A 13,392-nucleotide genomic window follows, 5' to 3' on the forward strand; every position below is an offset into this window, starting at 1 on the left:
TTTCAGCGATCGCCGTTTAGTGAATAGTTGATAATTATTAATTGTTAATTAGGGCTTGCTGAAAAAAGCTGAAACCTTTACGGAGAAAAATAGTAGGCGAATTAAGAACCGCTAGAATGCACGAAAATAGGGTAGAATGCCTCAAAACCATTGCATTAAGAAGAGAGAAAGCAGATGTACCGAAAGCAAAAGTACTCAATTGAAACACCAGAAAACTTGAAAAATCTGTTCGGCGGGCAGTTAGACGAAGAAAATCGTTGGATAGAAATGTCAAAAATGATTCCCTGGGAAGAATATGAGGAAGAATATGCAAAAAACTTCACAGAAAAAAAAGGAGCCCCAGCCAAATCATTTAGAATGGCATTAGGAGCATTAATTATCAAAGAAATTTCAGGAAAAAGTGACAGAGAAACAGTAGAACAAATAAAAGAGAACCCTTATTTACAGTACTTTATAGGAATGGAAAGCTATAGTAGCAAAGAAGCATTTAATGCGTCAATGATGGTTCATTTTCGTAAAAAAATAGGAATGGAATTAATAAATAAAATGGTTCTTCTGGCTTTGCGGTAGAAGATGTATAATAAGATACACTATATGAGGATGGCATCAATGTTATTTTTTCTAGAAAATCTGGTAGATTTGCCAAAGGTAAACATAAGAAATGTGATTCAAGAGGGAAAACAAGCGTTTTTAATACTGAGTTGTCAAGAGGAAGAAGTCAAATGTAATTATTGTGGTAGCTTAACGGATGAATTACATCAGACGAACAGTGTATTAGTAAGGGACTTGTCTATCTCTGGTCAAATGGTATATCTGAAAGTCCCTCGTCGTAAATTTTACTGTAAAGATTGTCAAAGGTTTTTTACAGAAAATCTAGAATTTATGGAAGCCCGTAGGAAATACACAGTGAGGTATGAAGAATATATTTATGGACGAGTAAATGTGAGCAGTGTGGAACAAGTAGGTAGAGAGGAATCTCTATCATGGGATCAAGTGAATGGAATTTACCAACGTCAATGTGAAGCTAAAAAAAAAGATTGGCAAGGAGTAAAACACCTCGGGATGGATGAAATAGCGAAACGAAAAGGTCATCAGAATTTTGTAACAGTGTTAGGAGATATAGAGAAAGGAGAATTAATAGAAGTGATAGATAGTCATCAACAAGATAAAATCATCGAAGTGCTGATGGAGAAAGAATTAGAGGTGAGGGAAGGAGTAGAACAAGTGAGTGTAGATATGTGGGGAGGATTTCCTAAAGTAATAGAAAAAGTATTTCCGAATGCAGTAATTGTAACAGATAGATTTCATGTAATGAAGGCGTTGAATGAAGAATTGAATAAAATCCGTAAACAGACAAAATTGAATGTAAAAATCAAGGGAGAAAAGTGGCTATTATTAAAAAATAAAGAAGACCTAAAAGAGGAAGAGTTAGAAAAACTAGAATTGGTGTTAAAGCAATCTGCTCGTTTGCGTAAAGCGTATGAATATAAAGAGTCATTTAGAGAGATATATGAAAAAGTAAATGATAAGGAAGAAGGAAGATTAAAATTTACAGAATGGTTAGAGAATGCAAAGAGCATTTATACAGATGTAATTAGCACAATTCGTAGGAATTTGGACTCTATTTGTAACTACTTTTTGAGTCGAACGACGAATGGGGCAATGGAAGGCATCAATAATCGTCTTAAACTAATCAAGCGTCAAGCTTATGGATTTATGAACTTTGATAATATGCGAAATCGTTTTTTAGCTTGCTTTTCATGATAAGCTTTAATTATCACTCTTTGTTCAGGAGAACCAATAAAATTAATAAAGAAATAGAAAAAAAGCGACGGGTGTAGCGTCAGAAAAAAAAGAAAATGAAGGAAAGTTATTGTTAGATGCGACTTGTACACCAGCAGATATAAAATATCCAACGGATATAGGAATATTGAATGATGCCAGAGAAAAAACAGAAAAAATAATAGATAAGCTGTATGAAGAAATAAAAGAGAAAAGGAAAGAAAAGCCGAGGACTTATAGGGAAGTGGCAAGAAAAGAGTACTTAGCCATAGCAAAAAAACGTCGTGTGTCAAAAAAAGAAAGAAGAAAAGGAACAAAAAAACAACTAGGATATATAAAAAGAAACTTGTCTGATATAGAAAAAATGATAGAAGAGGGAGCAAAGTTAGAAAAACTAACGAAAAAAGAGCAAGAAGAGCTTGTAACGATAGGAAAAGTGTATGAGCAACAGTTAGAAATGTATGAAAAAAAGACAAATAAAGTAGAAAACAGAATTGTGAGTGTAAGCCAACCTCACGTGCGTCCAATAGTGCGTGGAAAAGCGGGAAAAGCAGTAGAGTTTGGAGCTAAAATATCGGCAAGTAATGTGAATGGCTTTGTCTTCTTAGACAAATTAAGTTGGGATAATTACAACGAATCGGGAGATTTACAAGCGCGAATAGAAGAATATAAAAGGGAAACAGGATGTTATCCGGAATCATTGGTGTCAACTTAAGCCAAAATGCCTACTCACAAAAGATTAGCCTAAAAGCAGGCGGAAGTAAGAGTAGGCTGAAAAAAAGGTTAGTATATAAAAAAGTGAGCAAAAAACAAATGGCAAGACAACATCCTCGGAGAAAAGGAAACCCAGACTTACGTCGTAAGACAAATCAGCCAGGGGTAGAAATCCCTGAAATAACAAAAGAGTTGTTTGAATTACTAGAACCCACAATGTTTACACCATTAAAATATTTACAGGGAACTCATGAGAAAATGATGAGAGATAGGGTGCTAAATTTACCAGTAATGGTGGCATTAGTGTTAAGTATAGTGTATCGTCAAATAGCGGGTATAAGTGAAGCGGTAAGACTGTTAGAGGAAGAGGGATTGCTATGGGTAGCATCATTAAAAGTAAGCAAACAGGCAGTATCAAAAAGAATGATGAATGTGCCAGCCGAAATATTTGCAATATTACTAAAAGGAGTGTTAGAAAAAGCAGCCGAAAAAGGGAAGAAGCTCCAAGTAGGAGAAAAATGGGAAAAAATAAGAGAAAAGTTTAGTGCAGTGTGGATAGCAGATGGCTAAACGCTAGAGCAGATAAGGAAAAATATGAAAATAAGTAAAGAAGAAAAGAGTAAATTGGGGGGTAAAATAATGATGGTAGTGGAAGCCTTTACCCAAAGACCCGTTACTTTATGGTACACAGAAAATGATAAATCAAATGATAAAATATGGTGTGAAGAATTGGCAGCTAAATTACCAGAAAATGGTTTAATTCTCGTAGATATGGGATTTTTTAGCTTTGTGTGGTTTGATTTGTTAACAGAAGCTAAAAAGTTTTTTCTAACCAGATTTAGAGCGGGTACATCTTACAAAACCAAACAAGTATTGTCTCAAGGTAGTCATTACAGAGATGAGATTATCATTATGGGAAATTACCGTTCTAATCCTTGCAAGCATCCGGTGAGATTAGTCTCAGTATTATGGGGAACAATCTGGTATCAGTATTTAACAAATGTGTTGTCTCCCGAACAACTGTCCGCCGAAGAGGTCTGTGATTTATATCGAAGACGATGGACAATCGAAGAAGCCTTTTTATTAACGAAAAGACTTTTAGGACTAGCCTATTTATGGGTAGGGAATAAGAATGGTGTCCAAATCCAGATTATTTGCACTTTGATTTTCTATACGGTCTTAAATCAATTGGTAGGGGAAGTGGCGATTGCTCTAAATCAACCGAAAGAAAAAATCTCAGTAGAGATGGTGTTTCGGAGTCTATACTATGTAGCGAAGGCTATTGCTAGAGGAGAAAAGCCTGATACAGTAACCTATCTGGCTGAACGTGCTAAGTTATTTGGTTTGGTCAAAGCTGAGAGAAAGCGACATCGAGAAAAGGCCGCTCTCAATCAACAAATTTGGGAACCCATTCCTTTAAGTTGACACGGATGATCCGGAATCGGTTCATGTGGATAAAATCTATCGAACAAAAGCGAATCGAGCTTATTGTAAAGAAAGGGATATAAGAATGAGTGGTCCCCGATTGGGAAGACCGCCGAAAGAGGTGAGCAAAGAAAAAAAGAAAGAGGCACGCTCAGATGAAAGAGTGCGTAATGCCATTGAGGGTAAATTCGGACAGGGAAAGAGGAAATTTAGTCTTGGTCGAGTGATGGGCAAACTACCTGAGACCTCGGAAACGGTAATTGCGATGAACTTTTTGGTAATGAATCTTTCTACTCTACTTCAGAAGACAAAAAGTAAAAAGTTGTAGAGTCGTTTTTCTTGTGAAAAATGGTGTTAATTTTCCTCTCTTTTGTGAGGAGTGATTTGTGTTGACCTTTTTAGACAGAAAGGAACAATAGATTAAACAAAATCTGTATTTTGATTTGTTTCCATAAGGATAAGTTATCTATGCTTTTTCAGTCCATACTTCCCTAACCCACATTTCTTTCGTTTTTTGACTTTTTCAGCAAGCCCTAATTATCCATTATCCATTAAAAACGCGATCGCCTCCTTATTTTTGGTTAACTAAAAGCGAAGGTTGCTCCTAAGAGATTGACATTAACATCGGCAGCGACAAAACCTGTGGTAGCACTGGTGGTTAACAGTAAAGTTCCTGAACCAAAGCCAGTATTACTTGAAATTCCATCACCCACTTTAAACAGGGTACTTGTGCCAGAAACTTGTACGTCAATAGCGGTTATGCCGGTGAATTTGAGCAGATCTCCACTTGCTCCACGCACAAAGTTGTAAACCGTATCAACACCATCACCACTGGTATAGTTAACGGTATCTTTAACGGTATCACTGCCCAGATAGAGCAGATCATTGCCGCCTCCACCGTTGAGGATATCTGCACCGCCGTAGCCATAGAGAACGTTAACCCCCGTATTGCCCGTCAGATTATCGCCTGCGGTATTGGAGCCTTGGACATTCTCAATTTGGGAGAGAGTATCTATGCCATCCTGACCGTCGTTAGCGATTCCTGTGGCCAAATTAACGATTACGGAGTCGGTCGCATTGTAATAGTAGGCAGAATCGTTGCCATTGCCACCAATTAAGGTGTCATTGCCAATTGTGCCATTGAGCGTATCATTACCATCGCCGCCACTGAGGGTGTTATTAAAATTATTGCCAGTCAAGCTGTTGTTAAGACTATTACCTGTACCATCAATATCGGCATTGCCTAATAGGGTGAGATTTTCGAGATTATTGCCAAGGGTATAAGTTAGATAGGTTTTGACGGTATCGGTTCCTTCGTTGGCATTTTCAGTAACCACATCTCCTGCGCTGCTTAAGGTATAGGTGTCGTTGCCTAGACCACCTTGCATGGTATCGTTTCCGGCTTGGCCATCGAGAATATCGTTGCCATTACCGCCCATGAGGGTATTGTTGCCATTGTTCCCTAACAGGGTGTTGTTGAGTTCGTTGCCTGTACCGCTAAGGTTACTGCCGCCTAGTAGGGTAAGGTTTTCGAGATTATTACCGAGGGTATAGGTGATATAGCTTTTAACGGTATCGGTTCCTTCGTTGAGGTTTTCGGTGATTTGATCGCCAAGGTTATCAATGGTATAAGTGTCGTTACCTAGGCCACCTTGCAGGATGTCGCTACCTGCTTTGCCGTCGAGTTGGTCGTTGCCTTCTAGGCCAAGTATGGTGTCGTTAGCGGCGGTTCCGATAAGGTTATCATTGTTCGACGTACCAACAATCGCATTAGAACCATAAACTTCGATTTTCTGCCAACCTACCCAGGATGGCGATGCAACAGTTTTGATTTGAACATAGCGGCCAATGGTTATGTTACTAAAATCATCCCTTAGCCATTGTCCACTCCTTGTGTAACCTTGAATTGCGTCGGCCAAAACGCCATTACCAGACCAAGCAATCGGTTGGTTAGAAACCCAAATTTCATGAGTTGTATTACCATCTGGTAATTGTGTCGTCAAAAGCTGAATGGTATTAAGGGCATATTCCTTACCAAGATCGACTTCAATCCATTGTGCTGGAAAGTCGCTGGAACTCCAGACTTGTGAGAAGTCGTTATCAAAGGCGGCTTCAGGCCCCCCGTTCCAAGGGGATCCAATATAAATGCTACTAGCGGTATAGTTGGCAACGGGTAAATTCTGAGAAATTAATGATCCCGTAGAAGTTTCATTATCAACAATAGTGAGTATTGCGTTATTTTGTGTTCCAATTGTTGCTCCATTAGTCGGATCTGCTAACGTTAGATTAATCGTTTCGGAGGTTTCTATTAGGTTATCATCCGTAATAGGAATAATAACCGTTTTACTGGTTTCACCATCGGCAAAATTAACTGTAATAGGAGCGTTATTGTAATCATTTGGCGTTCCTGATGACAATGCGGTGCCATCAGTTAAGTTAAGGGTTGCGCTAACTTCTCCATCGCTTCCCCCTGTGCGAGTGAGGATTACTTGAGTGATGGGAATGCCGTTTTCGTTAACGCTAAATTGGGAATTACTAAAGGCGATGGTTCCCGCCGACGGAGGAGCAACGGTAGAATTACTTAAAACCTGAATAACATTGCCAACAGCCGTATCGAGAATTGGCGAAAATGGATTAATAGTCATGGCTATAACGATTAGGAGTGAGGACAACAAAGATCATAACCCACATTCAGCAGGCTATTTTGAATATTTTTTATTTTTTATAATCCAGTCATAGAGCGATTTACAGCAATTATGGAAAGTATCATTTGAGTAAACGAATAAAACCTGCCTGCTCAAAATGATGATCGGTTGTTAATGTTTCCAGAATTTCAAGTTGCTGCATTACAATAAAGGAAGTACAGTCAACTAATGACCAGGCTTTATCTAATCTACTTTTGCAAAGTTGCCAGGCTAAATTATCAGTTGCTTTATCAATATAGAGAATCTCAACATAATCTACCATTTTAATGGCATCAATAATTTCAAAGAGACGAGAACGGGAAACCCGAAGTGGACTATTTAATAAAGCGACTAATTCAGCCAGAATATAATTGGTCGTATAGAGTTTTTTTTGTTGTTTAAGGGACAAACGAAAATATTGTTCTGCCTGATGATAGTAAGGCTGAGTTGAAATAAAAAGACTTGCCCAACCCGAAGTATCAATAAACAAACTATTCATTGTCTTTTAGCTCCTGATAAAGAGTCTGACTTTTCCCGTTAAGTCCAAAATCCAGCAATGCAAACTTCTAGAGGCTTTATCTGGCAAGGGTTTGAGTAATGATTCTCTTGACAGGAAAAAAATATTCTGAAGCCATCATCCCGCTTATCGTTCAAATTTCAAAAACAAAGGATGAAGGGAGTATGAGACTGTAAAATGGAGAAAATCTTAAAGGGCAGGTCAAAAAATGTTGGAATGGTGGACAAAAAACTTTGCCAGTTGTGAATTGGGAGACGAGAGGCTAAACAATCGTGCCTTCTCGATTGGGAAAAAGTTAAGTGAGGGGTTTGGAAAAGCCTTATCAGAAGTGTTTAAGGGAGGAAACGAGTTAAAGAGGGCCTATGAATTTTTGGGAATCCGAAAACAGACTTTGTCAAGATAATAGAGCCGCACTGTGAAATGACAACTGCCGCCGTAGAAGAATATAAGATAATGCTATCAGTCGGAGATACGACCTTCTTAGATTATCGCAATATCAAGGAAAAAAGGGAAGGGTATGGGCCGACTGGAAAAGGAGGGAATGGATTAATACTGCATAGTGCTTTAGCAATTGAGCCAGAAAAAGGACAAGTATTAGGTTTATTATGGCAAAAACTGTGGAATAGGGAGGTAAAAGAAAAGCCCCCAACAGATGAAACGGCGAAGCAGAAAAAAGAAAGACAGAAAGAACAAAGAAAAGCAGCTCGTCAAAGACCATTTGAGGAAAAAGAATCCTACAAATGGGTAGAGGCTCTAAACACCTGTGAGAAACAGGTAGAAAGTTCAACGAGGGTAATTCATGTATTTGACAGAGAAGGAGATGTTTCAGAAGTCTTTGACTCAGTGCGTCAACTCAAGCATACAGGAGTGCTGGTCAGAGCGTCTCATAATCGTAGTTTAGACAAAAATAGTGAACGACTTTGGCAACATTTGGAATCAGAACCGATTCGTTTTCATCAAGAAATCGAGATTCCGAGTACAGGAAAAAGAAAAGCACGGAAGGTTAAGCTTGCCGTCCGATTTTGCTCAGTTAATCTACGAACTCCCTATCGTTTTGATAATCGTGACCCGTTGAATGTCTATGCTGTTTATGCGACAGAAATCGATTGTCCCGAAGGCGAAACTCCTTTATCTTGGATGCTTCTGACTACAGAAGTTGTTGAGACTATTGAGATGGCTGTCACTATTCTTCGTTGGTACACCTACCGATGGCGGGTTGAAGAATTTCATAAAGTCCTTAAGTCTGGTTGTCAGAGTGAGCGTTATCGACTTGCCTCTGATGGAATGAAAACTCTTTTGGGTTTTTTAAGTGTCATTGCTGTTGAACTTTTACACGTTACTTATCTTCATCGTACCCAGCCCGATGCTCTCGCGATTGAAATTCTTAATCCTCTTCAACTTCAGGTGTTAAAAGCAGCCGCCTCTCAAAAACTTCCCCCTATTTTGACTGTTGCTTGGGCTGTCGAGTCTGTTGCTTTTCTTGGTGGTTATCTTGAACATCGTCGTAAAACTCCTCTCGGTATCCAAGTCCTTTGGCGCGGTTGGTTGAAGTTGCATGACCTTTGCCAAGGCTGGCAGCTTGCAATCCGCACTTAACGGGAAAAGTCAGGATAAAGAGTTTGTCCAATATAGCGATCGTGATTTTCAGCTAAATCAGAAATATCAATATTTAGCGAACCAATTAATTTAATTAGAGGATCAGTTTCTATCGGTTTTTCTTGGCCTAATGAAGAGGAGTTTGTTAACTGTTCCGATAATACTTGTAGCAGAGTATCTTCTAAGGATTGATTTAGAGAGTTTGCTTGGGTTATTAAGGCTTGCTCTAAGTCATCAGGGAGGGTAATAGTAAATATCTTAGCCATATTGAGCCTTGATTTTTGTTAATAAATGATCATATTATAATAACAACTGCGATCGCTGTTTTAAATTTAGAAACACAAAAGCGCGATCGCATTATAGATATTCTATTCTGTCTTTCATCTCATCGGGTAGTGCAATTTCATAAATGAGGGATATTGAGGACGTAGAGATTCAGCAAAGACTTCTGAGGCTCGAATGCTTTCATCTATGGCGGTTTTATTATCGTAATAAAAAGCGATCGCGGTATAGACTTCTGCTAGGGAAAGATCATATTCGCCGGCAATTTCTTCTAATGATTGTCCTAATCGCAAATAGGCGATCGCAATATCTGCAACAGTAATACGCCGACCGGCAATGCAAGGTTTACCGCTTCTGATGTTAGGAGTGATTTCGATATAGCGATTAAGTTGGATTTCCATTTATAGATAGCAAGAGAAGGGTCATTTTATTATTATAGTTTTTTAACTAGGGAAGAAAAGCGCGATCGCTATTTTAAATCCAGAAACACAAAAGCGCGATCGCAATATCTGCAACGGTGATATGTCGTCCTAGAATGCAAGCTTTACCAAAGAACATCTCACTCATGGGATTAAGTATTAATATCACGGGTTTCAGAAAAGATAAGACGTTGAACTTTATCAAAGAAGAACAATTCTTAAAGTCCTAAGAATCCCATAATCAGAGGCAAGATCTTTTGACAAGCTTTAAATAGTTTACTGGCGGGTTCTAATCCTTTGGCGATCGTTTCTAGCAGATTAACGGCTTTTTTGGCTTTAGTTTGCAAAGCAGAATCATCGGGATTTTGACTGGCTTGGGCGATCTTTTTCACCTGATTAGCGGCTTCAGCTTTTTCTTCATCATCGAGAGTCGCTTCAATTTGAATCGCTTCTGTTAACTCTTGCAGTAGAGTTTTAAGTTCTTGGTTTTGAGGTGAAGTATCGGCTGGAATTTGGTTAATAGTATGGTTAACATCGCCAATAATATCTCGAAGATTGACAACGGATTGAGTGGCATTAATATTGAAATTACCGCCAACATTAATTTTTTGACTTTTATCAGTAGATTCATTCATAAGTTTATTGAGTAAATTTTCTTGTTGATTGAGAATGGTCTTGGTAAACATTAACAGATTTTCATCTTGGCTAATTTTTTTGGTCAGAATCCGATTTTGTTCCCTTAAAAATTCTATCTCCTCTTGTAAAAATTGTATGCTTTGTTGTAAGGTTTCAACCTGGCGAGTTAAATCTTCTACTGTTAGGGTTTGATTTTCTAGAAGCAAAAGCAGCAGTACGTTTACAAGCCTTTGGTTTTCTTCGTTGTTGTCCATTCACTGAGAGTATTATTGATTGCTTAAACGGGATTCAATTCTGAGTATTTTTTCAGCAAATCTCTATATTCTTGAGCCGTTTCAACGAGTTCACCAATACTGGGACGTTGGGAAAGTTGAGTGACCATTTCTCGTAAATAAACCACTTCTTGATGATATTGTTCAATAAGTTCATCTTTGAGTCTGAGTTCCTCGTCTTTACTCTTAAGTAAATCGGTATATTGAGCTTTGAGAATGTAAATGATTTCTCGAATTTTTTCGGGGGTTAGTTCCTCTGGATTGAGTAAGTTATTAAGGGGGTCAAGGATAGCATTATTAGTTTTCATGGTTTTCTCCTGAAAGTTTTAGAGGAAAGAATAGACTGGGTTTTTATCCCCCTATATTTCCCTGGGTGAGCTATCCATTACACAAAAGTCTCTGAAACCCTTGCCGAATCTCGATCCCCCCCAACCCCCCTTAAAAAGGGGGGAGAATATGACAAGCTTGCTGTGTATGGCTTTGAGTTTTTTTATTAGGAGATTTGCGTAACGAACAGTGTTGAAAGGGGGAAGACAAATTAACGGTTTTAAGTCCCCCTTTTTAAGGGGGATTTAGGGGGATCAAACCTCAAAGCGTGTCTTTTTCAAGATGTGTGTACACAGTAGCTTTTTAAGGGGGATGCCGCAGGCAGTGGGATCAAACTTCTAGGGATGCAAGGAGATGCGTGTACACAGTAGCCTCGGTAAGGGGGATTGCTTGAGTTTTAATGGATGTCGCGGAGGTTAACGGTGGAGTCTTTGGCCTCGATGGTGAGGTCTTGGCCGACGTTAATGGCTTGGCTTTGATCTTGTTTATTATAACTAATCTCAACTTTGGTCTAGTTATTGGCTTGAATTTTAATAATCTGCATCAGGTCGGTGTTCTGTTCTCGTAAAAATTTTAACTGTTCGTCTTGGGCTGTTAATTGGGCTTTAATTTGATAAATTTCAGTCAATTCTTGATGGATTTTTTCTTTGTTGGCATCGGGAGGAACATGAACTTTGACGATAAAGACTCCATTACCTTTATTTTCAATGGCTTGCACCTGGAGAGGCGTATCTTCGTTTTGAACTTGCACTTCTTTGAAGGTATTCATTAAAGCTTTCCAGTCCATGCCATCCCGAAAAATGAGATCAACGGTGTCGAAAACTTCTTCAAACAGTTGGGTAAATTCCCCTGGCTCAAATTCGCCGCTACTGGGACGACGTTCTTTTTGGTTATTGAGAAGATAAACGTATTGGCAATCTATATTTTCGAGTTGAGTAGTGGCATCAATATTCCAGTTTTCTACACAGGCTCCTGTTAAAGTGGCATGGCTTAAATCAGCATTAACGGCGTTAACTTCGGTGAGATTGGCTTCTCGTAAATTGGCATATTTAAAACTGGCTTGACTGAGATCAGCTAACTGTAAATTGGTTTTTTGTAGGTTGGCTCCGTCGAGATTGGCCCCGCGTAAATCGGCTTTGCTTAAATCCTGTCCTGCGCCTGTACTGGGATTAATCAATAATTCTCTGACTTGAGGATTAACTAATAAAGTTTTGCCAGGGCGGGCTAATTCTAATTTAATCGCTTGTTTAAAGATCGTTTTATTCAGGATTGCTTGATTAAAATTGGTACTTTTTAAAGTTGCTCCCGTAAAGTCAGTGGCGGTTAAGTTGGCATGAAAAAATGAGGTTCCGCCAAGGCCAGCAAAGGCAATGACAATTCTGCGTAACCAGGGATCGCGGTGTTCTTTTTTAAGAGTTAACCAACCAGTGTAACAGAAGAAAAGCGTCAAGGTTACTACTACTGCCGTTGCTACTTCTCTTACTCCTACTCTTAATGATGCTACTCCTACTCCTCCTGCTACTGTTACTATCACCGTTCCTGCTATTCCTACTACTGCTCTTTCCACTCCTACTAGTGCCAGTACTGTTGCCATTATCGCTACTGAAACTCCTGCTACTAATGCTAGTGTTATTGCTACTCCTCCTGCCACTAGTATTCCTCCTCCTGCTTCTGCTACTAGTAAACTTGATAATGCTCCTACTATTGCTACTGCTACTGCTCCTGCCATTGCTCCTGCTAAAATATTTTTTCGCCAGGTGAAAACGCAAAAGAACAAAAGAAAAATTAAGCTGACCCAACTTGCTATCTGAATGTCTGTTCTTGATTCATCAAAAAGGTAGCTAATAAGAATTGAATTTATGGTAGAGAAAAAACTCGAAATTATCATTAATACCAACGCCGCCAATAGCAAAATTATCACCGATCGCTTTTGTAATCCAGCCTTTGCCCCTTCAAACTTCGCCTCCGTCAAATTGGCCCGACTAAAATTTGCCCCACGAAGATCACAGCCACTAAAATCAGCCCCGCTCAAATCCTGCTTTTTAAAATTACAACCCCGCAAAGATTCCCCTTGAAAATCTCTCCGCCCATTTTTATACTGTTCAATAACTTCGGCTGCTTTCATAGTCCATCAGCGAATATCTGCTATTAGGATAAAGGCAAAAAACCTTGTTGATCAAAAATTTCCCTTGCTTTGGTAAAATCGTTGTCTAACGAACTTGCTTTAATGGTAATTTTGGAACTATGATCATGATGGCATCACTTCAATTAAGGCTCTGAGAACTTTATTGACAGATTCAGGTGTTTTGAATATCTTAGCAACGTCTTCATCCAAAACAATAACCTTTAATTGTTGTTCTTCATTTTGGGGAACAAAGCGATTAGGTTTTGCCTGACGATAATCAAAATTGTATTCAGGAAGAATATCATCCAGATTATCCGTTGGTTTAGTAGTATCAAATGATATTTCGTTCATAATTGTTACGCTCTTGGTAAGTAGCTAGACGGGCAGTAATAATACGGATTTTAGGATATCGTTCCGTGAAGACAATGACAAGTAATCGATTACGCCGAGAGTGACCGATAATGATTTCTCGTGGCTCATCCGTAGAATGTAACTGATCGGAAAAGATAACGGCTAGAGGATTGTCGAAAACGGTTTTCGCTTCCTCGAAGTCAACGCCATGCTTCTTAAGATTAGCAGCAGCTTTTTTCTCATCCCATTCAAACGCCATATT

12 protein-coding genes and 5 pseudogenes are annotated in these 13,392 nt (G+C 38.9%); 7 read left to right on the plus strand and 10 right to left on the minus strand.

Features of this window, described 5'->3' with window-relative positions; genetic code table 11:
• Positions 1-174: 174 nt before the first annotated feature.
• The 5 genes and pseudogenes from KA717_13795 (at position 175) to KA717_13815 (ending at position 4,249) form a co-directional block, all read left to right on the plus strand.
• Positions 175-549, plus strand: a pseudogene (locus KA717_13795) (transposase).
• Positions 550-609: 60 nt separating this feature from the next.
• The gene (locus tag KA717_13800; GenBank protein UXE63584.1) at positions 610-1,764 is read left to right on the plus strand and encodes an ISL3 family transposase; all 1,155 of its coding nucleotides are present in this window, start codon (positions 610-612) and stop codon (positions 1,762-1,764) included.
• 91 nt (positions 1,765-1,855) lie between these two features.
• Positions 1,856-2,485: pseudogene (locus KA717_13805) on the plus strand (IS5/IS1182 family transposase).
• Positions 2,486-2,595: 110 nt separating this feature from the next.
• Positions 2,596-3,921, plus strand: a pseudogene (locus KA717_13810) (IS4 family transposase).
• A 10-nt stretch (positions 3,922-3,931) separates the two neighbouring features.
• Positions 3,932-4,249 (plus strand): annotated as a pseudogene (locus tag KA717_13815) (transposase).
• 253 nt (positions 4,250-4,502) lie between these two features.
• Here the strand turns inward: KA717_13815 and KA717_13820 are convergent.
• Positions 4,503-6,566, minus strand: a complete 2,064-nt coding sequence (locus tag KA717_13820) for a discoidin domain-containing protein (protein UXE63585.1) — start codon at positions 6,564-6,566, stop codon at positions 4,503-4,505.
• A 121-nt stretch (positions 6,567-6,687) separates the two neighbouring features.
• The gene (locus KA717_13825; protein UXE63586.1) at positions 6,688-7,104 is read right to left on the minus strand and encodes a PIN domain-containing protein; all 417 of its coding nucleotides are present in this window, start codon (positions 7,102-7,104) and stop codon (positions 6,688-6,690) included.
• Between the two features lie 226 nt (positions 7,105-7,330).
• On the opposite strand from KA717_13825, the gene KA717_13830 reads away from it, so the two are divergent.
• The gene (locus KA717_13830) at positions 7,331-7,525 is read left to right on the plus strand and encodes a transposase (protein ID UXE63587.1); all 195 of its coding nucleotides are present in this window, start codon (positions 7,331-7,333) and stop codon (positions 7,523-7,525) included.
• Positions 7,526-7,542: 17 nt separating this feature from the next.
• Positions 7,543-8,718: an IS4 family transposase gene (locus KA717_13835; GenBank protein ID UXE63588.1), complete on the plus strand. Its 1,176-nt coding sequence runs from the start codon at positions 7,543-7,545 to the stop codon at positions 8,716-8,718.
• Here the strand turns inward: KA717_13835 and KA717_13840 are convergent.
• The 8 genes and pseudogenes from KA717_13840 to KA717_13875 form a co-directional block, all read right to left on the minus strand.
• The gene (locus KA717_13840; protein ID UXE63589.1) at positions 8,715-8,984 is read right to left on the minus strand and encodes a hypothetical protein; all 270 of its coding nucleotides are present in this window, start codon (positions 8,982-8,984) and stop codon (positions 8,715-8,717) included. The genes KA717_13835 and KA717_13840 overlap by 4 nt on opposite strands.
• Before the next feature lie 114 nt (positions 8,985-9,098).
• Complete coding sequence (locus KA717_13845) at positions 9,099-9,401, minus strand: DUF433 domain-containing protein (GenBank protein UXE63590.1); 303 nt, start codon at positions 9,399-9,401, stop codon at positions 9,099-9,101.
• Positions 9,402-9,637: 236 nt separating this feature from the next.
• Entirely contained in the window at positions 9,638-10,309 is a 672-nt protein-coding gene (locus KA717_13850) for a hypothetical protein (GenBank protein ID UXE63591.1), read from the minus strand.
• A gap of 23 nt (positions 10,310-10,332) precedes the next feature.
• Complete coding sequence (locus KA717_13855) at positions 10,333-10,635, minus strand: hypothetical protein (protein UXE63592.1); 303 nt, start codon at positions 10,633-10,635, stop codon at positions 10,333-10,335.
• 530 nt (positions 10,636-11,165) lie between these two features.
• Entirely contained in the window at positions 11,166-12,560 is a 1,395-nt protein-coding gene (locus tag KA717_13860; protein ID UXE64656.1) for a pentapeptide repeat-containing protein, read from the minus strand.
• Between the two features lie 109 nt (positions 12,561-12,669).
• A pseudogene (locus KA717_13865) lies at positions 12,670-12,779 on the minus strand (hypothetical protein).
• Between the two features lie 123 nt (positions 12,780-12,902).
• Complete coding sequence (locus tag KA717_13870) at positions 12,903-13,130, minus strand: hypothetical protein (protein UXE63593.1); 228 nt, start codon at positions 13,128-13,130, stop codon at positions 12,903-12,905.
• Complete coding sequence (locus KA717_13875) at positions 13,111-13,389, minus strand: BrnT family toxin (GenBank protein UXE63594.1); 279 nt, start codon at positions 13,387-13,389, stop codon at positions 13,111-13,113. The genes KA717_13870 and KA717_13875 overlap by 20 nt, the downstream gene beginning before the upstream one ends.
• Between the last annotated feature and the right edge of the window lie 3 nt (positions 13,390-13,392).

The organism is Woronichinia naegeliana WA131 (assembly GCA_025370055.1).
In the GTDB taxonomy this organism is placed as follows: domain Bacteria; phylum Cyanobacteriota; class Cyanobacteriia; order Cyanobacteriales; family Microcystaceae; genus Woronichinia; species Woronichinia naegeliana.

What these genes read in the sequence shown, in the direction of transcription:
- KA717_13800 (UXE63584.1), top strand. Translation starts at nt 610, where the DNA reads ATGTTATTTTTTCTAGAAAATCTGGTAGATTTGCCAAAGGTAAACATA.
- KA717_13820 (UXE63585.1), bottom strand. Translation starts at nt 6,566, where the DNA reads ATGACTATTAATCCATTTTCGCCAATTCTCGATACGGCTGTTGGCAAT.
- KA717_13825 (UXE63586.1), bottom strand. Translation starts at nt 7,104, where the DNA reads ATGAATAGTTTGTTTATTGATACTTCGGGTTGGGCAAGTCTTTTTATT.
- KA717_13830 (UXE63587.1), top strand. Translation starts at nt 7,331, where the DNA reads ATGTTGGAATGGTGGACAAAAAACTTTGCCAGTTGTGAATTGGGAGAC.
- KA717_13835 (UXE63588.1), top strand. Translation starts at nt 7,543, where the DNA reads ATGACAACTGCCGCCGTAGAAGAATATAAGATAATGCTATCAGTCGGA.
- KA717_13840 (UXE63589.1), bottom strand. Translation starts at nt 8,984, where the DNA reads ATGGCTAAGATATTTACTATTACCCTCCCTGATGACTTAGAGCAAGCC.
- KA717_13845 (UXE63590.1), bottom strand. Translation starts at nt 9,401, where the DNA reads ATGGAAATCCAACTTAATCGCTATATCGAAATCACTCCTAACATCAGA.
- KA717_13850 (UXE63591.1), bottom strand. Translation starts at nt 10,309, where the DNA reads ATGGACAACAACGAAGAAAACCAAAGGCTTGTAAACGTACTGCTGCTT.
- KA717_13855 (UXE63592.1), bottom strand. Translation starts at nt 10,635, where the DNA reads ATGAAAACTAATAATGCTATCCTTGACCCCCTTAATAACTTACTCAAT.
- KA717_13870 (UXE63593.1), bottom strand. Translation starts at nt 13,130, where the DNA reads ATGAACGAAATATCATTTGATACTACTAAACCAACGGATAATCTGGAT.
- KA717_13875 (UXE63594.1), bottom strand. Translation starts at nt 13,389, where the DNA reads ATGGCGTTTGAATGGGATGAGAAAAAAGCTGCTGCTAATCTTAAGAAG.